This window comes from Neobacillus sp. PS2-9 (assembly GCF_030915525.1).
In the GTDB taxonomy this organism is placed as follows: domain Bacteria; phylum Bacillota; class Bacilli; order Bacillales; family Cytobacillaceae; genus Neobacillus.
Genome location: NZ_CP133269.1, coordinates 792825 through 815624 on the forward strand (window position 1 = coordinate 792825; position 22800 = coordinate 815624).

Sequence of the window (22800 nt, forward strand, 5' to 3'; positions counted from 1 at the left end):
GTGGGATTTTGAAATCATTTTTAAAAAATTATCGTTTTACGCTTATTTTATTGTTGTCTATAATCATCGGCGGGGCAGCTGGATTGGTTTTCGGACCGAAGACGGCTGTTGTTAAGCCGTTAGGGGATCTATTTCTTAATTTAATGTTTATGATCATCGTGCCATTAGTGTTTTTTAGCATTGCTTCTGCTATCGCTAATATGAATGGCATGAAACGGTTGGGAAAAATAATGGGCAGTATTGTTGTGGTTTTCTTAGTGACTGCCTCTATTGCTGCTATCCTCGGATTAGCGGGTGCGTCCATTATCCAACCCATTCAGCATGCGGATATAGCTTCGATTAAAGAGGCAATGAACCAATCATCGGGGGAGACGGATGCGGAAAAGGTAACGTTCCTAGGACAACTTGTAGCCACTTTTACTGTCTCTGATTTTAATTTATTGCTATCGAGAAGCAATATGCTGCAGTTGATTGTTTTTGCGGTTCTTTTTGGAATCTCCACGGCGATGGTTGGGGAGAAAGCGAAACCTGTTACTACCTTTTTATCGGCGGCAACAGCTGTCATCATGAAGATGGTTAGCATTGTGATGTACTATGCTCCGATTGGACTGGGCTGTTATTTTGCTGCTGTTATTGGCGAGCTTGGTCCACAAATTTTAGAAGGATACGCTCGTTCGTTTGTCCTTTATTTAATTCTTACCGTGATTTATTATTTCGGCTTCTTCACTCTTTACGCCTTTATTGCAGGTGGTAAGGACGGGGTGAAGATTTTCTGGAAAAATGCCATCACGCCTTCGGTTACCGCGCTAGCGACCTGCTCAAGTGCAGCATGTATTCCTGTCAACTTGGCAACAGTTAGAAGGATGGGCGTACCAAAGGATATCGCAGAAACGATCATCCCTCTTGGAGCCAATACGCATAAAGATGGTTCCGTCTTTGGTGGCGTGCTGAAAATCGTTTTCCTCTTCGCTTTGTTCGGAAAGGATTTAACGAGCATCTCCAATATTTTAAGCATTTTGGCTGTAGCCTTTTTGGTTGGTGCGGTAATGGGAGCGATTCCTGGAGGTGGAATGATTGGTGAAATGCTCATCATCAGCGTATATGGCTTCCCGCCAGAAACCCTGCCAATCATTGCGGTCATCAGTACGATCATTGATGCACCAGCTACCCTGCTGAACTCAACCGGTAATACTGTCTGTGCGATGCTCGTCACACGACTCGTCGAAGGCAAGAACTGGATAAAACAGGCATTAATGAAAAAAGGTGACGGAGAAATCGCCTAAAAACAGGGGTGTCCACTGATTGTGGACAAATGTCTTTCTTTGGTGCCTGACACCAATTTTTTAAAACCCTTAATTCAACGAGGGGACAGAGTGAATAGCTCTGTTCCTTTTTTGTGTTTTGGGTTAAGATTTAATTGTCCAAACCATATGTCAATGAAAAAATGAGGTGTTCATTTTGGAGTATAATCCTACAAATAATAAGGATAACAAGGCTGAACGATGGAATAGTGTATTACTAAAGGAGCGCCTCAACCTAACTCTTGCCTTCAGCAAAAGATATCAAATGTCGGCAGCTGTTTGTTATCTCCGATTACATCTTCCATTAGAGCTATCCCAACATATAGACGACGAGATCGAAGAGACTCTTGCTAGTAAGATCCTAGTGAGATTAAAGCGGACGATTCGGGATATTGATACCGTTGTGAAAATAAATAGAACGGATTTTGTTATTTTGATTGCAGACATCACTGAGCATGATTGTCAGGTCATAAGCGAGAGGATTCTCCGCTCGATAACGGATACTTATACCATCGACTTTCATCATTTTTCCATTAACAGCAATATGGGGATTTGTATGTTTCCGTATGGTGCGGAGGCACCTGAGGAGCTCCAGTCGATTGCCAAAACGGCCATGTATGAAGCAGAGGAGATGGGGGATAATCAATTTGTACTTTACAAGGGGGAATTAAATCAAGCGGCCCACCGGAAAGTGCTCATTGAAAACGATCTTCCGTATGCATTAAAGAAGGGCCAGCTCTATGTCCAATACCAACCGCAGTTTCATCTGGAAAAGAGAACCATCGAGGGAGTAGAAGCGTTAATCCGCTGGAATCATCCAAGTCTTGGAGACATTTCACCGGTTGAATTTATTCCATATGCCGATGATGCGGGCATGAGCCATAGTCTTTTTTTCTGGATGTTCGAAGAGGTATGTAAACAAATTCAAAGTGAAACGGAGAGGAACTTGAAATATTCGATTAATCTGTCCGTGAATCAACTCCTCCTTTCCTATTTTTTACCCGAAATCACTAAGCTGATAGGGTTCTATTCGGTTTCGGCAAGCCAAATTACATTGGAAATTACCGAAAACATTGAGGTTTATACAGTAAAAAAGGTGAATGATACGTTACGCTCTTTGAAAGAAATGGGTTTTACGATGGCTTTAGATGATTTCGGTAACGGCTATTTCTCATTTTCGGACTTTATTAAACTACCCATTGATTTCATTAAGCTGGACCGCCATTTTGTTTTTAGTTTATTGAAAAACAAACAGCATGAAGGTGTCATAGCACCGATTATTCAGATGGCCCATAATCTGGGCTTACAGGTGATTATTGAAGGAATTGAAGATCATACACAGTTTCAGGTCTGGGGAAATCTGGGTTGTGACATTATCCAGGGGTATTATATTAGTAAACCGTTAACATTTGAGGTGCTTAACGGTACAATCCTTGAGATAGAAACAAGAGTTAATGATAGTAATTGATTTAAGGGTGGCAATTATATGAGAAAAACATGGAAAGATATTCTGCTTATTTTAGTCGGCGCACTTATTTTTGCCATAGGGGTCAACTTTTTCACCATTCCGAATCGGTTGTCTGAAGGTGGAATCTTAGGGATCACAATTATTGCCCACTATTTATTTGATTGGTCGCCGGGTGTGGTGAACTTTGTTTTAAATATTGTCCTGTTAGCAATCGGTTATAAGTTTTTTGATAAAAGAACCATGTTCTATACCTTATTTACAATTGGCGCCTGCTCCAGTTTGTTGTTTCTGACGGAGGATTTAGGAAGGCAACTGACTAAGGATACCTTTTTGGCTTCCGTGTTTGCGGGGTTATTGGTCGGTGTCGGTCTGGGCTTGATTTTCCGCGCTGGGGGAACCTCAGGGGGTTCCACCATTTTAGCAAGATTGGCAAACCAGCTGCTAGGTTGGAGCATTGGGAAGGCGATGCTCATTATTGATATCATTGTAGTAGCGTGTTCGGTATTTATTATTGGTCTTGAGAAGTCGATGTACACGTTACTAATCGTGTATATTGGGGCGAAAGCGATTGATTTCATTGTTGAGGGATTGGATGAACGGGTGGCTGTATTAATTATCTCCAATTCACCAGAACTCGTTTTGGAGAATATTACGGGTAAAATGTCACGGGGCTTAACTGTGCTAGACGGTCGCGGCGGCTACTCCGGGCAAAACAAAGAAGTCCTCTACATCGTTATTAACAAACAAGAAATCGTCCAGCTAAAAAGCATCATCCGCGACATCGACCAAAACGCTTACGTCACCATCCACAACGTCCACGAAATGATGGGCAAGGGCTACAAAGCGGGTTAGTATATTTGGAAGAATGAAAGAAATTAAAGAGTAATTATGATTGGGAGAGAATAGAAGTGCAAGATATTCATACTGCAACCCCATTGGCTGAAAGATTTGAGACAGCTTTTAATCGGATACATAAATGCCTTATGAAACTAGTTCGTAACGCAAGAAGTGATAGTTTTAAAGTATTATTGGACAGCGGAAATTCCTATGCCATTATTCGGACCCATCGGCATGATCTCTATCAATATGCAAAGCTTCGTAATGCCCTTGTCCATGAAAAAATAAAGGAACGCTATTATATTGCAGAGCCAAATGTGGACGTAGTGTCGCACATTGAAATGATTGCTGAGCAATTTGAAAAACCACGATCTGTTTTATCTATTGCCAGTTCGCCGGTGCTCTATTACAAAGAAGAGACACCGTTAAAGGATATTATGAAAGTTGTAGACAGGCTATCATACACGATGTTTCCGATTTACGACTCAACTGGCGCGTTTAAATGGTTGCTTACTTCGGAAGGGATTATTCGTTGGTTATCCAAACAGCCACTTTCAGGTATCTCCATTGAAGACGTTCGTGTTCATGACCTTTTTGTTCATGAAAAAAAGCATGAAGTTGTCTTTGTAAAAAAAGAGATAGATATTTATGAGGTAGAAGAAGTTTTCGAAGATGCCTTTTTAGCCCAAAAGAAGCTAGAAGCTGTCATTATTACAGAAAATGGGATAGCAACGGAGAAGCCTCTCGGAATCATCACGTCATGGAACTTAGTTGAAATCGATGCGTTAGAACAAGAGTTGCAAAAATAATATGGGCAGTAAACTAAAATCCTGAGCGTCCATCAAGGAAGTCCTTGACTGACCTCAGGATTTTTTTAACTTGTCTGTTGATTTCCGCTCCAGGCACTTCGCTTTCCGCGGGCGTTCCGGGAGCCTCCTCGTCGTTCCTCCTGCGGGGTCTCCCGAGACCGCTACTCCCGCAGGAGTCTTCGTGCCTTCCGCTCCAATCAACAGGTGTGTTAAATCAACATAATGCTTTAACATAGCATTTATTTTTAAAATTAGGAGCCAGCTAATATTTTCTAAGTGGTGACCTGGCTCGTTTTTTCATTTACAATAATATTCAGATAACATTTATGTGTGGTGGTGCTTGTGTTTGTACTGGTGATGTTTCTTGGTGTGTTAATGCCCATCGTCGGGTTCGTCGTTTTAGTGATGCTGGGATTGCTCGACCAGGAGCTGGATGTCCTAGAACTAGAGAATATTAAGGTCCGACTGGAAAAAGAGCTGAAGGAGAGTGAGTACCGGCAATTGTCAGAGCGGATTCAGCCACACTTCTTATTTAATGCCTTAAATGCATTTTTATCTTTAAGTAGAATTGGCCGACATCAAGATATGACAGAAGGACTTGAACAGTTTTCGCTGTTTCTGCGCTACCGGTATCAGGATCATGAAGTGCTTGTTCCTTTTTCAACGGAGTTAGACCACACGAAAAACTATTTAGCTGTCCAACAGTTGCGTTTCGGACAACGGTTAACCGTTACCTACGAGATAAATTCAACGTTGCTTGACAGTAAGATTCCTCCATACACCCTGCAAACACTTGTGGAAAATGCCTTCAAGCATGGACTTGAGAAAAAGGCGGGGGACAAGCAATTGACGATTGTGTTTGAGCGGGAAGGGAATTGGGTGTCCTTAAAAGTGTTTGATAACGGTCCTGACCGAATACTTGAGCCTGCTTACTGGAAGGGAACAGGGCTACATAATATTGAAAAAAGGTTTCAACTCATTTTCGATCTGCCGTCGACGATTCGTTTATCAGAAACGAAGGATGGGCGGACATTAGCCCATGCCTATTGGCCATACTTACCTGGAGATGATTGAATGAACATCCTACTTGTTGATGATGAATACTTGGAAATTGAACAGCTACGCTTTCTCATCCACCGTAAATATCCATTATGGAATATCTTTTCAGCAGAGGATAGCGTATCTGCATGGAAAATAACGGAGCAGGAAAGCATTCATCTGGCCTTTATTGATATTCGGATGCCAGGGGAGGACGGTTTGACTCTGTCCAAGCGATTAAAGGAAAAACAAAGTGGCATTGAGATTGTCATTGTTTCTGCACATCAGGATTTTTCCTATGCCAAAAGGGCCATTCAAGCAGAAGTCATGGATTACCTGGTGAAGCCTGTTATTGAACAGGAATTATTAGCGGTAATTGAAAAGTACCTTGAGGTCAATAAACATGCAGTAGCAAAATCTGCACATGTTCAATATGTGATCAAGAAAATCGAACTCCATTTTTCTGGAAAATTAAGTCTTCAGGAGATTGCAGATGAAATACCGGTGAGTGCCTCCTACCTGAGCCATTTATTCTCAGAGGAAATCGGCTCGACCTTTCAGGAGTATCTCTTAACATACCGAATCCACCAGGCAAAAAAGCTAATCATAAGTAAAGCGGACTGGAGTATGAGCAGAATTGCCGAAGCTACCGGATTCTCAAGCCAGCATCATTTTAGCAATATTTTTAAAAAAGTAGAGGGCATGACGCCGAGTATGTACAAGGAAAAACGGGGATGAGCTTCCCTTGCTCAGGCGTGGAGCCAATTAGTTAAGGAGAAAAACCAATGATTGATTGGTATGTCATTCTATTTTTAGCGATCGTCCTCTTGATTTTCCATATGGGGGAATTTGCCGGTCACAAGGATGCAGTTACCTATGTAAGGCTCTCAGGAAAAAATCAAGTATCGACGGGGACTGTTTCAATGCTTTTTCGGTTTCTAACCGGGACCTATGTTTTTATACCTGTTTACTTAACTGTAAGTCGCGGATACTTGGCGGGACTGGTACTTTCTATAGCAGGGGTGGCTGTCCTGCTTTGGTTCAGCAGAAAAGTCAGCCAGATGAACGACAACTTTTCGGCTTTTCAACATATAGGAGCATTGTTACGGGAGCGAATGCCAGAAAGAGGAAGAGCGGCGGTCTATGTGTTGCTGTTTCTTGCGGGTAGTGAAGGACTTCTTCTTAGTACAGCCCTAGCTAACTCGTTTATGAAGACGGTTTTTTCAATCCAGCCGATATGGACGAGTAGCATTCTGTTCTTTTTTGTTTTTGTTTTTTCAGGCATGGGCGGGGCTGGCGGGGTTCAGAAAATGGGGCGCTGGCTTTTGTTTGGCTTTTTTACCGGAATTACTATTCTGCCGGTTGCAACCATCCTCTACCATGGCGTTGCCTCGATCCATGAAAAACTTGTCCGGCTGCCAGGAGCTAGTTGGGATGAGGGAGAACTAGTGGTTGCTGCCCTTTTATTTATGGTATTCACTGCAGGACATTTACTTGTTTATTATCTCTTATCTAGTGATCTATTAGCAGTAAAGCCTACGAGATTAAAAGCGACAATTGGACTAACAGCGATATGCTGGAGCAGTATGCCAGTGGCTGTGTCCGTTATAGTCGTTTATTTAATGTCCCGTGGTGGCGGGAATGGAATAAACGGGCTTCTGAATACGATGGGTCATGCTTTTTCTACCCCTCTTTTATATGTCCTGGCGGTAAGTGTTTTATCCTGCTTAGCTTTAAGTCTTGGGGTATCACTTCACCATTTGACGGGCTTGCTGATTCCCCTTTTTAAAGAAGAGCAAGGAGCGTATAAGGGTTATGCATCGAGCCTTTTCCTTTGCCTATTGTTCTATGGAGCGTCCTTCGCCGTGGACTTTACGACGGTATTTATTTTTTATATTCATTTGTTTGTCTCGATCTGTTTACCTCTATGGCTGCTTCTTGGTTACCGTGTACGCTGGGGTTGGGAGCTTTCCCTTGTGCTTATCGCTTCCAACGGATTGGGTCTTTGGATTTCTTTTACCAGTGAAATCCTTACCGGGGTTAGTGTGAATTTAGGGATATCAAGTGCTGTATTATTTTTCCTATTTATCAGAAAAGTTAGAACAATGTAAAAATACTGCAAAATATCATCAAGAAACTGCAAAACAGCCGTCCACCCCTCCGATATAATGAGAAAAAAGGGAGGCGAGCATATGGTACAAACGCTGGAAAAACAACAGTATTTCTATGCTTTTAGTAAAGAGAACAAGGTCGGATTACGTGTACCGTCTGGGGCACAGGTGGTAGTTGAAACTTTTGATTGCTTTCAGGACCAAATTCAATCAACGGAGACGGAATTTAATGCGATTGATTGGAATCAAATTAATCCAGCCACGGGAGCGATTTTTGTAGAAGGAGCACAACCTGGGGACGTTTTAAAAGTTAGAATAGACAACATTGAGCTTGGTGATAGCGGCGTACTAGCTACCGGACCGGGACTGGGCGTTATGGGGCACCGAATTGATGAGTTCACCGTCAAGATGGTTCCGATTGTTGATGGAAAAGCGGTGTTTAATGAGCGAGTAAAGCTGCCATTAAATCCAATGATCGGTGTGATTGGGGTTGCACCTGAAGGGGAACCCGTTCCATGTGGGACACCGGGTGCACATGGCGGCAATATGGATACCAAGTTAATTACAACGGGAGCGACACTTTATTTTCCTGTATTCCAAGAGGGTGCGTTGTTTGGCCTTGGAGATTTACATGCCGCAATGGGTGATGGAGAAATCGGCGTATCGGGCATTGAGATTCCTGGGAAAGTAACGGTTACTTTAGAAGTGTTGAAGGGGAAATCCATTCCGTTCCCGTTTCTTGAAAATGAAGAAGGTACTGCAGTCATTGTATCCAAGGGGACGCTTGATGAAGCGGCAAAATCAGCTGTGGAAATTTTTGTTGATACCCTGCTTCCGCATACCGACTTGACGCTGGCTGAACTGACGATGCTTTTCAGTGCTGCAGGAGAGGTTCAGGTTTCGCAAATTGTTGACCCACTTCTAACTGCAAGATTTGTCGTACCAAAATCCATTCTCGAAGCTTACGATGTGAAGCTTTTCGGATAGGGAGGGAAAAAGAATATGGAACCAGTCGTACCAACAAAACAACAGTCAAATGCACAAGGTGGACAGACAAATGTAGAACAATTCGGTTATAAACAGGAATTAAAACGTGCATTAACCTTTTGGGATTTGCTCATTTATGGTCTTGTATTCATGGTGCCGATTGCTCCGTTCGGAATTTATGGGTATGTTGCCCAGGGATCTAACGGAATGGTCGCCCTTGCCTATTTGGTAGGAATGGTCGGAATGATATTTTCTGCGTTAAGTTATGCAAGGATGTCTGAGGCGTTTCCGATTGCTGGCTCAGTTTATTCCTATGCGCAGCGCGGAATCAACGAGCACGTGGGCTTTTTTGCAGGATGGGTTATTTTATTGGATTATATTTTAATACCCGCTTTGTTATATTTAGTCAGTGCCGCAGCCTTACATGACATGGCACCAGAAATTCCGATTTGGATTTGGTTGGTTGCGTTTATTGGGATTAACACAGTGATTAACTTTTTCGGGATCGAATTTACAGCTAAAGCCAACAAAGTTATTGTGGCGCTTGAATTAATTGTCCTTGTGGTTTTTGTCGTTGCTGCCATTATCGCGATTACAAAAGGAGTAAATGGAGCAGAATTTAATTTTAAGCCATTATATGATAAAGAGCATTTCAGCATGAGTGCCGTTATGGGGGCTGTTTCCATTGCGGTGTTAAGCTTCCTTGGATTTGACGCGATTTCGACGTTAGCAGAGGAAACAAAGGGCGGCAAGAAAGTCGTTGGCCGTGCCATTATTTTCTCGTTGTTAGTGGTGGGAGTATTGTTCATCATCCAGACATGGGTGGCCGCATTAATTTGGCCGGATTATGCTTCATTTGAAAATGCCGATGTTGCGTTCTATCAAATTGCTGAAATTGCCGGAGGTCCATGGTTAAAATGGACAACGATTTTAGCCACAGCCCTTGCTTGGGGAATTGCCGATGCATTGGTGGCCCAAGCTGCAATTTCTCGTATTTTATACAGTATGGCTCGCGATAAAAAGCTGCCGAAGATTCTTTCGAAGGTTCATCCGAAGTATCAAACACCGTATGTTAGTACGTTTCTTGTTGCTACCATTTCTCTTGTGGTGACGATTGGATTTGCGTCACAGATTAATAGTCTTACTTCACTTGTGAATTTTGGTGCCTTGACTGCTTTCTTATTCTTGCATTTGTCGGTTATTAATTATTTTGTCCGTAAGCAAAAAAGTAAAGATTACTTGAATCACCTTGTGTTCCCGTTGATTGGCTTTGTTATTATCGGATACGTGTGGTTCAACCTTGATCCAACCTCGAAGAAGCTTGGCTTCGTCTGGATGGCAATCGGAATTATCTATATGATTTACTTGAAGCTCGCGAAAAAGGATTCTACTTTGAATGTGGAATAGGTATCATTTTATGAAAAGGTAGGCAGCTATTTTTATAAAGGGTTCCGTTTACCGGTGTTATCTTATTAAAAGACACAAGAATTGACGTATGAATTGGCATACGTCTTTTTCTTTTTTTATCAAGGTATCTACGAAATTTTATTAACTCTTATCGATTGGGGGATGAGGTTAAGCACCCGATCTGATAAATAGACGGAAAAATTCCGCTTATTTAGTAATTATTATAAAAAAAAGCTTAAATAGACGGAGAAATTCCGCCTATTGACTCGAAAAATGTGAAAATGGGGAGATTTTACTTAGCATAAGCGGAAAATCTCTGCTTATTTACACCGAAACGAGAATGATTTTAAATTTAACCGGAAAATCTCCGCTTATTTTACTTTTTTATATACCAATAACGACTGCCGACTGTCATTTCGGCAGGTATTTTAAGAACGGAACCCTTTACTATTCTTAAAAGCTACCTTCCTTTATTTATTTGTGAATTCTCTCCAAGCTCACTCTTCCTGAAAAAAAGGTAGCTCCGCCTCCCATGTCTGCGATGCGGTCGGGTGTGAGTTGGTTGACCAGCTGTTTTGTTCCATCTCGGTCGGCCCAAAGTCCTTGGGTAACCACGACCCCGGGAAGAATACTTTCTCCAACAGAAGCCTTTAGCACACACTCCCCGAGATCGTTCCAGACACGAACTTGGTCGCCATCCCTAATTCCTAACGGAAGGGCATCCTTTTGATTGATATGCACACGTGGTTCTTTTTCCAGTGTGACGTGTTTAACATTATTAGAAAAAGTAGAGTTTAAGAAATTGTGATTAGGTCCTGGAACAAATTGAAAAGGATGGTCCCCGTCATCTATCAATGGTACGTATGTTGGCAAAGGTGGGTGCCCGGCCTCACGCATTCTCTCAGAATATAACTCTATTTTCCCGCTAGGTGTCGCAAGTCTTCCAGGAAACATCGGTTTCACAGTTGCCTTCATGTATGAATGCTTGACGAGGGCATCATAATTGATTCCCTTGAGTCCTGTGTTCCGCGGATAATCAAGGGCTGTAGCAATCATCTCGGCCTCCGTCTCTTCTAAGGCAGGCTCAGCCAAGCCCATCTCTTTTGCCAGCAATCGGAAGACTTCCAAATTTGATTTTGACTCTCCATATGGCTCGATTACAGGTTGCTGAAGTTGAATGTAATGGTGCCAGTAGGAGGTATAAAAGTCCGTATTCTCAAAGGAGGAGGTCGCTGGTAAAACAAGGTCCGCATGCATGGCCGTTTCTGTTAAAAATAAATCATGAACCACGAGAAATAAGTCCTCACGTCCAAGACCTTCCCGAACTTTCCTACTGGAAGGCGCAACAACAGCAGGATTCGAACCATACACGTACAAGGAACGAATAGGCGGATCCAGTTTCAATAACGCCTCACCAATCTGGTTCATATTAATTGATCTTGTCGCTTTCTTTTTCAAAAGGTCCGGCCGTTGCAAACCATTTGTATTGAATGAGAGATAGGCAGAATTTCCTTTAATCGCACCGCCGCCTTTTACTAGCCATTGGCCGGTGAGGGCAGGTAAGCAGGAAACCGTACGGACGAACATGCCGCCGTTATCGTGATGCTGCGGTCCATTCCCGATCCGGATAAAAGAAGGAGAGGTTTTTCCGTACAAGCGGGCAAGCTTGAAAATATCTTCTGCCGGTACACCCGTGATGGTGGAAACAGTGTCGGGATCGTATTGGCTGACATGCTCGCGCAGCTCTTCATGTCCAATCGTATAGGTCTGTAAAAAGTCGTGATCCACTAGGTTTTCTGCAAACAAAATATGCATCACACCAAGGGCAAGAGCGCTGTCCGTCCCTGGTAAAATCGGAATAAACCAATCTGCTAATCTACCCGTTTGATTTTTGTGGACATCAATCACAATAATTTTGGCTCCATTTTGCTTCCGTGCCTTTTGGGCCAGGGCTACCTGATGCATGTTAGTGCTAGCCGCATTAATCCCCCAAAAGAGGATGAGTTTGGATTCGATGGTGTCCTCAGGATCGATTCCTACGCTGCTGCCCATGGTATAGCTGTAGCCAACAGAGCCGGCAGAGGAACAAATCGTCCGGTCTAACTGGGAAGCACCCAATTTGTTGAAGAAGCGGCGGTCCATACCCTCTGCGGTAAGCCGTCCCATGTTTCCATAAAAACTGTAGGGAAGGATGCTCTCCGGACCATCGGATGTAATCAGATCCTTCCAACGGGTTGTAATCGTACGGATGGCTTCATCCCAGCTGACCCGCTCAAACTTCCCTTCACCTTTGGCTCCGACTCGCTTGAGTGGATAGTTTAATCGCTTTTCGTCATAAATTCGTTCAGTCATATGGCGAACCTTGTTGCAAATATGCCCTCTCGTCACTGGATGCTCCGGATCGCCTTCAACCTTCACAATTTTTCCATCCCTCTTATGTAAGAGCAGCCCACATTGATCAGGGCAATCGAGGGAGCAAACAGAGCGGAACACTCCATCTTGCTGCATAGACCAAACCCTCCCTTAAACAAATGTAATCTTACCTTCTATCTTATCAGAAAATATGTCAGAGGGGGTCTGTCCCCATGTCAAAAGGGGCCTGACCCCAAGTCTAGCCCCCTTTGTCTTAATTGATTTTCTTTTTATCTTTACTCAAAATGGTAATTTCGTATGGGTCGTTCCGGACTTCTTTGGTTAAGTCATCTGTTTGAATGAAGCTGTTGATCTCATCTTCAATTCGTTTCGCGAGATCCTTCGCATCGCCGTCAGATGATTCGACCGATGTCTTAATCGTAATTTGCAGTGGAAGCGGGTGGAAGGAATAAGAAAAACCACTCACTTTAAACTCTTTGTTCGCCATAAGACCACCTACAAGAATACTAATGATGTTATTTTTCCCCCATCGTAATTCTTGTTCGCGCGCCGTCATATTGATTTTGCTGATTCGATACTTAAACTTGCCGCCATACAAAGCGGTTGTGGTGTCGAGGAACTGTTTCAGTTCTTCGGTTCTTGTTTCTGTTTTTGGAATAGCTACATATACAAATCTCTCAAACTGATTGATTCTAGCCTCAACTGGGAAGGGCATCTGGTAATGATTTTTTTCAAGATAGTCGATAATTTGCTGCTGAAGAGCTTCACTTTCCTTTTGATACTTCTCTACTTTTGGATCTTCTTTTTCAGGAACGATGACTCTTTCACGCTTGGTGATTATATCAAAGCTGCCAAAATTATTGGCGATTAACGCGTTATTCACATTTTTCTCCACATGGCTCTTAATATTGTTGTAATCACTCTTCGAGTACCGCAGTCCCAATTTTACTTTTTTATCAGGTATGGATAATTCAAAGGAGCCAAGCTGGTACCCTTTGTCATTGGCGACATCACCAATCACTTCTGCCGCGGCATGTTTATATTCTTCTTGCTGGATAAACAAATGGAAGTAAGGGATCTTCGCTGCTACTTTGGCTGCACCGAGTGACAAATTGGCAGACCCAATTAAGATGACAAAAACAGCGGCAGCGGTAATGCCTGAAAAGAGCACTTTCCTCGAAGCTCTCTTTTTTGTTACCAATCGGGGTTCGCCGTTTTGCTGCTTAATTTTATTTAAAACATTTTGCTTATGTTCGTTCTTAAATTGTAGTTCATCCAATACAGCTTTAGGGTATTTCACATTATTTTTCATAAATATTGCTCCCCTTTAATGATGTTTTTAATGAATTTCTTCCGCGATGAAGCCTGGTTTTTACTGTATTGGTATTGAGATTTAAAAGCTTGGCAATCTCATCGACGGTACATTCCTCATAGTAATAAAGGGTAATCACTTCTCTCAATTTGATTGGGAGAGAGAGCACCTGTTGAAAAATCAACTCTTTCTCTTCACTCTCAATCATTTTCATATCTGCTGTAGGTGCCCCACTTTTTAAAATCATTTGTAAAAAGTCTTTGTATTGAAGGTTTCTAAAGGACCAACTTTTCAATACGTCCTTGCATTTATTGGCAGTGATTCGGTATAGCCAGGTTTTATAGGTCGACCGGTTTTGGAAATCGTCTAGGTGGTTATAGCAGCTGATAAATACCTCCTGTGAAATATCCTCAGCCAATTCTTTATTTTTGACATATGTAAACGCAAGTCGAACGACCATATCTCCATATTCATCCATTAACCAGGCAAGTTGATCATCCTTGGATAAATAGCTAATTTCATTAGGTGTCGAATGTTCTTTTCTTTTTATAACATACACTTCGATATCCCCCTTTCCTACAAACTTAGACGAAGCGAAGTGGTTTAGGTTCCGGAAAAATTCCTGTTAAGTTTAATAGTACCATTTCTTCTTGTTTGATTTTTGTTGAAATGTCTGTTGATTTCCGCTCAAGAAGCTTCGCTTTCCGCGGGAAGAGGCTGATTTTTTTCACACACTTTTCACACATTTATTCCGAAGTTCTGCCTAACCCGTTGGCTATACTGAGAGGGTAAGTAAGACAAGCGAAGGAGAGATAAAGATGAAGCTGAAAAAAGGATTAGCTGTTGGAATTGGCGCCCTGTTGCTGTTAGGCGGGACATATCAAATTCAGAGTGCATATGCGGCTGATAACCCTCAAACCGTCGTGGCAAAAGAACATAACGGGAAAAAGTTCGATAAATTAAGTAAATACCAGGAGAAAATCCATCAGGTCAACCAACTGCGTGAAGAGCGGTTAGACCTGAAAAAACAAATGGTCGAGAAAAAGGACCAGTTAGTTGATTTATTTTTAACAGCAAAAAAGAGTGGAAATAAAGAGGCTCTGAAGCAGGTAAAGGAAAGTAAAAAGCAGTTGAAAACAAGAAATGGCGAATTGAAAGCCCTTCTAACAAAGGGCAAGGATGAGAGGAAGGAACTGCAGGAGGCGGTAAAAGCGGGCGATGCCACTGAACAGTTCGACAAGGTCATTGAGGTTCAGAAACAAGTCAACGACAAGATGAAAGAGCAGTTGTCGCTTCTTAATCAAATGATTGACAGTTTAAAATAGTATCGTTCGAAAGAGATAGTGTTAGAATGCTATCTCTTTTTTACTATATAATAGGGACGAGGTGAAGCACTGATGAAGCATATTTTTGTGATAGATGATGAAAAGAATATCCGCGATATTTTGCAAAAATACATGGAAAGCGAAGGCTACAAAGTCACCCTTTTTTCAGATGGGGTGAATGTCTATCAGGAGATGCTGCGCTTAAAACCGGATTTGTTGGTGGTTGATATCATGCTTCCTCATATGGATGGGCTCGAGCTTTGTAAAGAGATTCGCAAATCGAGTGAAATTCCGATTATTTTTGTGTCGGCCCGGGACGGGGAGTTTGACCGTATTCTAGGGCTAGAGCTTGGTGGCGATGATTATTTAACAAAGCCGTTTAGTCCAAGAGAACTGATGGTTCGTATTAAAAATATATTTAAACGGATGGAAAAAACAACTGTAAGTAAACCGCAAATGCTGACAATCCGCGATTTAATGATTGATTTTGAGCGAAGATACATAGAAAAAGAGGGACTTGAAATCAAATTAACAACCAAAGAATATGATTTATTTATTTTTCTAGCCCGGAATAAAGGAAAGCCGTTCACGAGGGAAGAACTACTCGAGTTTATTTGGGGGTATGAATATACCGGGGATGGTCGGCTGATTGATGATCTCGTGAAGCGCGTTCGTAAAAAGCTAGAGCAGCACGAATCTTCGGTTGAACTCTCAACGATTTGGGGTTATGGATACAGGGTGGATGATTAAATGAGAATTGGCGCAAAGCTCTTATTCACATATTTTCTATTAATTATTAGTATTTTTTTGATTACTAGCCTAACTTTTCATTTCATTGCCCAGCGTTATTTAATTCATGAAACCAAGCAGCAGTTGCATAAGGAAGCCAGTGTGGTGAGTCAATTACTAGGGAAGACGGTTCTATCAAGTCTAACGGTTAAAGAACAGCTGGTGAATCGCAAGGCCCTGGCGCTGTCGGAACGGTTGCTTTCTTCGGAATTAATTATTTGGAACAAGAATCAGGTAATTGTTTATACGGATTTAAAGGCTGCGGCCCTCGTTGAATTTAGGAAGGATCCGGATAGAAGGTTTATCTCCGAGACCGTAAAGATTTCGTCTAAAAATGGGAAAACAAAAGGATATGTCACTCTGGTCCAAAGACTTGTCGAAATAAAAGAAATTAATCGTCTTATGCGAAGGTCACAGTTAATTAGTTTAGTTATTTCAGCTTTAATTGCCGTTGGTCTGGGTGTCTTTTTTAAAAAGAACTTAACGCGACCGATTCGAAGATTGACAGAGCATATGAAGCATTTTTCGCTCAAAGGTTTGGACCAGGAAATTAAGCTGGAGTCAAAGGATGAAGTGGGGGAATTAGCCGCCAGCTTTAATGCGTTGTCTCGAAGGTTGAAGCAGTATGATGCTGATCAAAAAATCTTTTTTCAGAATGCTTCCCATGAGTTAAAAACTCCGTTAATGGCGATTCAGGGAAATGCAGAGGGGATTTTGGATGGAGTGGTGACTGGTGAAGACGTGACTGCCAGTCTCAATGTCATCATTGCCGAAAGCCAGCGCTTGAAACGGATTGTCGAAGGTATCACATATTTAGCGAAGCTGGAGAGTGTCGAGGAGAGCTTTGTGTTTAGGCGGGAGTCACTAGATGTGATTGTTGGGGAGGCTGTGGAGAGTGTTAGGGCACTGGCTGAGCAACGCGGGATTGAGATTGGTGTAGAAAGTGGAGTGGTGGAACCGGTCTTGGTGGATGGCGAAAAGATGAAAAGGGCGTTTATCAATTTATTAGGGAATGCGATCCGATTTGCGAAATCTACTGTTTCCGTCATGTCCGAAGTGTCAGAGGATGGAACTGCTGTCTTGGTGGAGGTGGCGGACGATGGAAAGGGATTTGCACCCGGAGAAGAGATGAAGGTGTTCCAACGTTTTTATAGCGGTGATGAAGGTGGCTCAGGAATGGGCCTTGCTATAACCAAGGCCATCATTGAGGGACACGGCGGATCAATTACTGCGTTTAATCGGGGGCAGGGAGGAGCGGTGTTCCAAATTAGCTTGAAGGAAAACCTAAATACAAACAAATAAAAAGAAGATACCGTGCCATACCGGCGAGGTATCTTCTTTTTGGTATCATCTGTGTTATCAGGCACCAGTCATGGACGTCCCCAATGCTTGTCCAATTTACTTACAGATTGAAAAACTTCAATACGCCATTGATTAACCCAGTGACCAATTTGTTCTGGTAGGTGTCGCTTGTCAGGTTGGCTCGTTCCGTCGGATTAGAGACGAAGCCAATTTCCACTAAGACAGCTGGTGCTTCATTATCCCTAATTACACGGAAGCTTTCGTCCTTAATTCCCCTAGTGACAGCACCTGTTATCTTAATTAGTTCGTTTTGCAGGAAAGTTGCCAACTGTTTACTTTCCTCAGGCATAACACCGTCAACAGAATTATAATACGATTCTATCCCCGATGCGCTTGTGCTGACAGATGAATTGACATGAATACTAATAAAGGCGTCCGGTTTAATAGAGTTGGAGTATATCACTCTATTATCTAATGAAATAAATTCATCCTTACTTCTTGTCATATACACTGTTGCACCATGACTTCTTAGTGCATCCGCAAATTTCAAGCTTACTTGTAAATTAATATTTTTTTCATATACTCCGTCAGTATTAGCACCGCTATCATATCCACCATGTCCGGGATCAATGACAATTGTTTTCCCATTTAAATCATTTGTAATCGGGACCCAGACACCGTTTGAATCTAAAAAGAATTTTTCACTATTCACGGTAATCCATCCTGTTTGCATGATACCGTTAGCATCAAAATAGTACCAAAGCCCTTTATCTTGGAACCAACCGGTTACCATGGCTCCTGTCTGGTTTAGGTAGAACTTCTTTCCATCTAATTTGAGCCAGCCTGTTTGCATAGCCCCACTGCCATTTAGATAATACTTCTTATTGCTATCCAATACCCAGCCTGTCTGCATTTGGCCTTGATCATTAAGATAGTACCATTTGCCGCCATCACGCACCCAGCCTGTGCTCATGGAAAAATCACTCGCTAAATAGTACCAGGTGTTATTCAAAAAGAGCCAGCCTTTTTTTAGAACACCAGCATTATCTGCGTAATATTTCTTGGCACCTGACATAACCCAGCCTGCAGTGTTCAGAACTCCCTCGTTATTAAAATAGTAAGTTTTACTAGCCAGTGTGGTCATTCCTGTGGTTAACGCACCACTACTATTAAAATAGTATTTCTTCCCTTGCTCCTCAACCCAACCTGTTAACATTACTCCATTCTGATCTAAGAAGTATTTCTTGTCCTTGTCGATAATCCAGCCGGCTTGAACAAGTCCTTCTGTGTTTGAAAAATACCATTTTCCATTTACGAATCTCCACCCGAAGGCTAGAGTTCCATCTGTGGTAAAAAGGTACTTTTTTCCAGCGATTTCGGTTACATTGGTTGCAGCAGACCCATCGTTCTTAAAGTAGTACTTCTTACCATTCACTTCCTGCCATTTGTTTGCAAGCATAACACCATCATTGTTCAAATAGTATAGCTTGGAATTAATGGAAAGAAGGCCGCTCGTTCGCTCGCCGCTTGAATTTAAGTAATACCAATCTGTCCCTAGTAACAGCCACCCGGTTTTCATCGCACCATCTGTTTGAAGGAAGTACCATTTATTATTGATGTTCACCCAGCCCGTTTTCATTGAACCATCTGCCTGTAGGTAATACCATTTTCCTTTGTCAAGGAGCCACCCGGTCTTCATAATCCCTTTGGCATCAAGGTAATACCATTTTTCTCTTATGAAAATCCATCCTTTTACAGGAGCATCATTTTGATAATAATACCACTTTCCGTTTTCCAGCTTCCAGCCTGTAGTCGCTGCATAGGACGGAGTAAAACCTATCCCCAAGTTCATGAGTAATAATACAAAAATTGATAAGAGTAAAATTTTTTTCTTCAACGCTAAAATTCCCTTTCTGTGCTAAGTGTCACTCTAAAGAGTCGCTACAGTCTCGAGTTACAGAGCTGTATTTCTGCCTCTACTAGATTTCTCACACTCCTTTTGCTCTAGAGGTCTTGTGTAGTTACTTACCAAAAACTACGAGTCTATCCTAAATTTGTTAATTTTATATTAAACTGTATTTTTAAGATTGTGAAGCGCAAATCGACAATCTTTTTTATTCCTTAGTTTTGAAAACGCATAATCTGTACGGTGTTGGGGCCATTTAATAAAACAGTTGATTAGGTGGGGAATTTGTTGAATAACCACGAAACATGCCTTTTAAAAATTATCCGACTTGGGCAGGCACCCGATGACCAAGTCATTAGTAAGATAGGGATAGGTAGGAAATAGGAGGGGGAGAGCTATGTATCCTTATTCAAATTACTCTGATGCGCTAAGTAGACAACAAAATAAGTTGATTCAGGATCTTGAAAAAGCGATAAATGGGGAATATAGTGCGATTCATTGTTATGAAAAAATTGCTAAAATGGCAACAAAGGAAAAGCAGCGAAAACAAATTCTTGAAATACGTGAAGATGAGAAAAAGCATTATCATCAATTCGTTAGGATCTATACGAGTCTTACGGGAAGGCAGCCTCAGCCAAAAATCACGGAGGAGTGTCCAAATACGTATGTAAAGGGTCTGGAGTTTGCGTTAGTAGATGAGCAAGAGGCAGTTGATTTTTATCTTTCGATAGCCGATGAAACCACGGATCCATATATTAAGGAAATATTCCGTAGAGCGGCAGCAGACGAGCAAAATCATGCGGTGTGGTTCCTGTATTATTTTACAAAAAATAAATAAGAAAAAAACAGGGCTGACTCTGGAGGATACTCTCACGGGTCCAGCCCTGTTTTTTTGAGGCGATCGGTTAATCGTCATTTGAGTCTCCACCATAGTCCCCATCGTTGTCATTGTCAGAGTTTCCATTATCGTTATCATCGGATTCGTCGGAATCAATACTGTTAAAGGCAGAGGCGTGATAAGGGTCGTTGCTATAACTTTTAGAGGCTGCTGCAGCAGTTTGGTCCTTTTTTTCAAGGCTAGGGAAGATTAAAAACGCGGCAATGATGGCTAACGTACCAAAGAATTCCTGTACACCAAAAATTAGATACACCCCATACACGAAAAGGAAAATCCCAATCAACCATTGTATGATTCTAATCGCCTTCAGAAGCATCCCCCCCAGATGTAGTCAAAAAACAATCCGCCATATACAAATAAATATTACCGCCTAGGACTTTTTATACATTATTTAGGGAATCGTAACTTGATTGCAATATATATCTGGTGTCAATTTATTGTTGGAAGGTGTCGGCATTCTACGTGCCCTAACCCCTTCTCCATCAGGCAGATCGGTCGTATAGAACCCGTCTATGAGCCCAAAACTCATCTCCATCAGGCAGATCGGTAGCATAGAACCCGTCTATGCGACCAAAACCTTTCTAGACCAGACAATTCGGTCTCGTAGAACCCGTCTATGCGACCAAACCCCATCTCCAACAGACAGTTCGGTAGCATAGAACCCGTCTATGAGCCCAAAACTCATCTCCATCAGGCAGATCGGTAGCATAGAACCCGTCTATGCGACCAAAACTCATCTCCTTCAGGAAGTTCGGTAGCATAAAACCCGTCTATGCGACCAAACCCCATCTCCATCAGGAAGTTCGGCGGATAGGACCCGTCTATGCGACCAAAACTCATCTCCATCAGGCAGATCGGTAGCATAGAACCCGTCTATGCGACCAAAACTCATCTCCATCAGGCAGATCGGTAGCATAGAACCCGTCTATGCGACCAAAACTCATCTCCATCAGGCAGATCGGTAGCATAGAACCCGTCTATGCGACCAAAACTCATCTCCTTCAGGAAGTTCGGTAGCATAAAACCCGTCTATGCGACTAACCCCCATCTCCATCAGGAAGTTCGGTAGCATAGAACCCATCTATGCGACCAAACCCCTTCTCCACAAGACAATTCGGTCTCGTAGAACCCGTCCGTCTATGCGACCAAAACCTTTCTACACCAGATAATTCGGGCTCGTAGAAAAAAGAGAAAAGGGTAATGTAGAAGCGGTCTACACGTGCCCGAAGTGGTAGCAGGAAAGAGAGAACATTTAAGTAAAACGAAGATAAAAGCATGTTCCCAGTAACCTGCCCTTATTTAATCAGTCTCTCTTTAATATTCCCAGAATGCGCCAATAGAATAATTATCAGGAGACACCCTACAATAACACAACTAACCCAATCAACCTGATTGACCACTAGAAATACAGGAATAAGCAGAAATGCCCCCAATCCTGCAAAAGTAAAGCTTTTGGTAAAAGGATAAAGGACAAGGAATCCAATGATTATTACGGGAATTAGAAGTGGTTCAAACATAATCATACCCCCAATAAAGGTGGAGATTCCTTTTCCTCCCTTAAATTTCAACGTGACAGGTTTGACATGCCCGATAATGGCCATTCCTAACCCTAGAAGCTGAACGGGTGCGGGAAAATCTAAAAAGTGAGCGAGCCAAATGACCATAACGCCCTTTAAGGCATCACCTAAAAAGATGAGAACGAATGCCTTTTTCCCATGAATCCGTCCAGCATTCCTTGCCCCAACATTTCCGCTACCAAGTTGCCTGATATCCTTATGATAAAACATCTTTGTGATCAGATATCCGAACATGACGCAGCCGATTAAATAGGAAATTACAAGATAAAGATAAATCATTGGCTCACTCCCATAAGTTTATAGGTGGAAAAATTAAAAAAGATGGAGGTCTTAAAGGACATAGATAGAATTATTTTATGAGGTAATAAAAAAGCATGAGCTCGTTCCTTATATTTTGAGGTGAAAATCTAGTGATTTCAAATGATATTTTAACTGAATTAGAGAAAAAGATAAAAAAGGATAAAATCACGTCATGTCTCATCCAACATGAGAATTCTTTAGTTTTCGAATACTATAAAAATAATAAAATGAAGGACAAACAGCATAAAGTAAACTCTGTTACGAAGAGTGTACTCTCTATTTTAGTGGGAATTGCTATTGACCGTGGGGATATAAAGGGAGTTCACCAGCCAATAGCTGACTTTTTCCCGAATCTTACAGACTGGCAAAAGCAGTTGACTCTCGAGCATCTGCTTACAATGACACCCGGCTTTGATTGGCCTGAGTTTTCGAGCTGGGGTGGGAGACCGATGCCTATGATTAATTCGCGAGATTGGGTTCGGTTTATCCTAGAAAGACCCATGGTTGAGGCTCCAGGAGAAAATATGCACTATAATTCAGGCTGCTCCCATTTGTTAAGTGCCATTCTACAAAAAGCTGCAGGTAAGTCTTTATCAGAATATGCAGATGCCTACCTATTTAAGCCAATGGGGATATATGACTATACATGGTATTCAGATGCGAAAGGGATAGTAATTGGCGGATTTGGGTTGTCATTAAAGGCAGAAGATATGCTGAAAATAGGGAAGTTGATGCTACAGGAAGGAACGTGGAACGGGCATAAGGTTGTTTCAAAGGATTGGGTGATGGAGTCTACGATTCCGCGTTTTCATACCTATAATAAAATTGGCTCTTATGGCTATCATTGGTGGATCCTAACCTATGATGATCATCAGCCAGCACAGCCACTGGTCTATTTTGCCATGGGATATGGAGGGCAGTACATTATTGTCGCCCCTGAAAATCAACTTATCGTTACATTTACTTGTGACCTGTACAACGATACATTTAAACCGTTACTTTACTTTAAAAAGTGTATTTTAAATGTGGAATAGAAAACTAGATAGAACCATTCATAGCT

20 protein-coding genes are annotated in these 22800 nt (G+C 42.0%); 14 read left to right on the top strand and 6 right to left on the bottom strand.

Going from position 1 to position 22800, the window contains the following annotated elements; all coding sequences use genetic code 11:
* Window positions 1–8: 8 nt before the first annotated feature.
* The 9 genes from RCG25_RS03980 (at window position 9) to RCG25_RS04020 (ending at window position 9958) form a co-directional block, all read left to right on the top strand.
* The gene (locus RCG25_RS03980) at window positions 9–1283 is read left to right on the top strand and encodes a dicarboxylate/amino acid:cation symporter (RefSeq protein WP_308082394.1); all 1275 of its coding nucleotides are present in this window, start codon (window positions 9–11) and stop codon (window positions 1281–1283) included.
* Between the two features lie 175 nt (window positions 1284–1458).
* On the top strand, window positions 1459–2769 hold the full coding sequence (locus RCG25_RS03985; RefSeq protein ID WP_308082395.1) for a putative bifunctional diguanylate cyclase/phosphodiesterase: 1311 nt from the start codon (window positions 1459–1461) through the stop codon (window positions 2767–2769).
* 18 nt (window positions 2770–2787) lie between these two features.
* A complete protein-coding gene (locus tag RCG25_RS03990) occupies window positions 2788–3621 on the top strand; it encodes a YitT family protein (protein ID WP_308082396.1) in 834 nt (277 codons plus the stop codon).
* Window positions 3622–3677: 56 nt separating this feature from the next.
* Window positions 3678–4415 (top strand): hypothetical protein, encoded by a 738-nt coding sequence (locus RCG25_RS03995; protein ID WP_308082397.1) that lies wholly within the window; start codon window positions 3678–3680, stop codon window positions 4413–4415.
* A 342-nt stretch (window positions 4416–4757) separates the two neighbouring features.
* Window positions 4758–5489 carry a sensor histidine kinase gene (locus tag RCG25_RS04000; protein ID WP_308082398.1) on the top strand — a complete coding sequence of 244 codons (732 nt, stop codon included), beginning with the start codon at window positions 4758–4760 and terminating at the stop codon, window positions 5487–5489.
* Window positions 5490–6191, top strand: coding sequence for a response regulator transcription factor (locus tag RCG25_RS04005; protein WP_308082399.1), 702 nt, complete (start codon window positions 5490–5492; stop codon window positions 6189–6191). It abuts the gene before it with no gap.
* 47 nt (window positions 6192–6238) lie between these two features.
* Window positions 6239–7564: a hypothetical protein gene (locus tag RCG25_RS04010; protein WP_308082400.1), complete on the top strand. Its 1326-nt coding sequence runs from the start codon at window positions 6239–6241 to the stop codon at window positions 7562–7564.
* Window positions 7565–7645: 81 nt separating this feature from the next.
* Window positions 7646–8551: an acetamidase/formamidase family protein gene (locus tag RCG25_RS04015; RefSeq protein ID WP_308082401.1), complete on the top strand. Its 906-nt coding sequence runs from the start codon at window positions 7646–7648 to the stop codon at window positions 8549–8551.
* A gap of 15 nt (window positions 8552–8566) precedes the next feature.
* Entirely contained in the window at window positions 8567–9958 is a 1392-nt protein-coding gene (locus RCG25_RS04020; protein WP_308082402.1) for an APC family permease, read from the top strand.
* Between the two features lie 474 nt (window positions 9959–10432).
* Here the strand turns inward: RCG25_RS04020 and RCG25_RS04025 are convergent, their stop codons facing one another.
* From RCG25_RS04025 to RCG25_RS04035, 3 genes are all read right to left on the bottom strand, one after another.
* Window positions 10433–12466: a molybdopterin-containing oxidoreductase family protein gene (locus RCG25_RS04025; protein ID WP_308082403.1), complete on the bottom strand. Its 2034-nt coding sequence runs from the start codon at window positions 12464–12466 to the stop codon at window positions 10433–10435.
* Window positions 12467–12584: 118 nt separating this feature from the next.
* Window positions 12585–13643 carry a DUF4030 domain-containing protein gene (locus RCG25_RS04030; RefSeq protein WP_308082404.1) on the bottom strand — a complete coding sequence of 353 codons (1059 nt, stop codon included), beginning with the start codon at window positions 13641–13643 and terminating at the stop codon, window positions 12585–12587.
* Entirely contained in the window at window positions 13633–14202 is a 570-nt protein-coding gene (locus RCG25_RS04035; RefSeq protein ID WP_308082405.1) for a sigma-70 family RNA polymerase sigma factor, read from the bottom strand. Before RCG25_RS04035 ends, RCG25_RS04030 begins: the two co-directional genes overlap by 11 nt.
* Before the next feature lie 259 nt (window positions 14203–14461).
* On the opposite strand from RCG25_RS04035, the gene RCG25_RS04040 reads away from it, so the two are divergent.
* The 3 genes from RCG25_RS04040 (at window position 14462) to RCG25_RS04050 (ending at window position 17059) form a co-directional block, all read left to right on the top strand.
* Entirely contained in the window at window positions 14462–14968 is a 507-nt protein-coding gene (locus RCG25_RS04040) for a hypothetical protein (RefSeq protein ID WP_308082406.1), read from the top strand.
* Between the two features lie 72 nt (window positions 14969–15040).
* Window positions 15041–15718 carry a response regulator transcription factor gene (locus RCG25_RS04045; RefSeq protein ID WP_308082407.1) on the top strand — a complete coding sequence of 226 codons (678 nt, stop codon included), beginning with the start codon at window positions 15041–15043 and terminating at the stop codon, window positions 15716–15718.
* Window positions 15719–17059 carry a sensor histidine kinase gene (locus tag RCG25_RS04050; protein ID WP_308082408.1) on the top strand — a complete coding sequence of 447 codons (1341 nt, stop codon included), beginning with the start codon at window positions 15719–15721 and terminating at the stop codon, window positions 17057–17059.
* 100 nt (window positions 17060–17159) lie between these two features.
* On the opposite strand, the gene RCG25_RS04055 is transcribed toward RCG25_RS04050, so the two are convergent.
* The gene (locus RCG25_RS04055; RefSeq protein WP_308082409.1) at window positions 17160–18956 is read right to left on the bottom strand and encodes an N-acetylmuramoyl-L-alanine amidase; all 1797 of its coding nucleotides are present in this window, start codon (window positions 18954–18956) and stop codon (window positions 17160–17162) included.
* Between the two features lie 406 nt (window positions 18957–19362).
* Here RCG25_RS04055 and RCG25_RS04060 point away from each other — a divergent pair, with 406 nt between their 5' ends.
* The gene (locus tag RCG25_RS04060) at window positions 19363–19803 is read left to right on the top strand and encodes a ferritin-like domain-containing protein (RefSeq protein ID WP_308082410.1); all 441 of its coding nucleotides are present in this window, start codon (window positions 19363–19365) and stop codon (window positions 19801–19803) included.
* Window positions 19804–19870: 67 nt separating this feature from the next.
* On the opposite strand, the gene RCG25_RS04065 is transcribed toward RCG25_RS04060, so the two are convergent.
* Both RCG25_RS04065 and RCG25_RS04070 read right to left on the bottom strand, forming a co-directional pair.
* Window positions 19871–20179, bottom strand: coding sequence for a hypothetical protein (locus RCG25_RS04065; protein ID WP_308082411.1), 309 nt, complete (start codon window positions 20177–20179; stop codon window positions 19871–19873).
* A gap of 979 nt (window positions 20180–21158) precedes the next feature.
* Window positions 21159–21719 (bottom strand): glycerol-3-phosphate acyltransferase, encoded by a 561-nt coding sequence (locus RCG25_RS04070; RefSeq protein ID WP_308082412.1) that lies wholly within the window; start codon window positions 21717–21719, stop codon window positions 21159–21161.
* A 131-nt stretch (window positions 21720–21850) separates the two neighbouring features.
* Here RCG25_RS04070 and RCG25_RS04075 point away from each other — a divergent pair, with 131 nt between their 5' ends.
* Complete coding sequence (locus tag RCG25_RS04075; protein WP_308082413.1) at window positions 21851–22774, top strand: serine hydrolase domain-containing protein; 924 nt, start codon at window positions 21851–21853, stop codon at window positions 22772–22774.
* The last annotated feature ends 26 nt before the right edge of the window (window positions 22775–22800 follow it).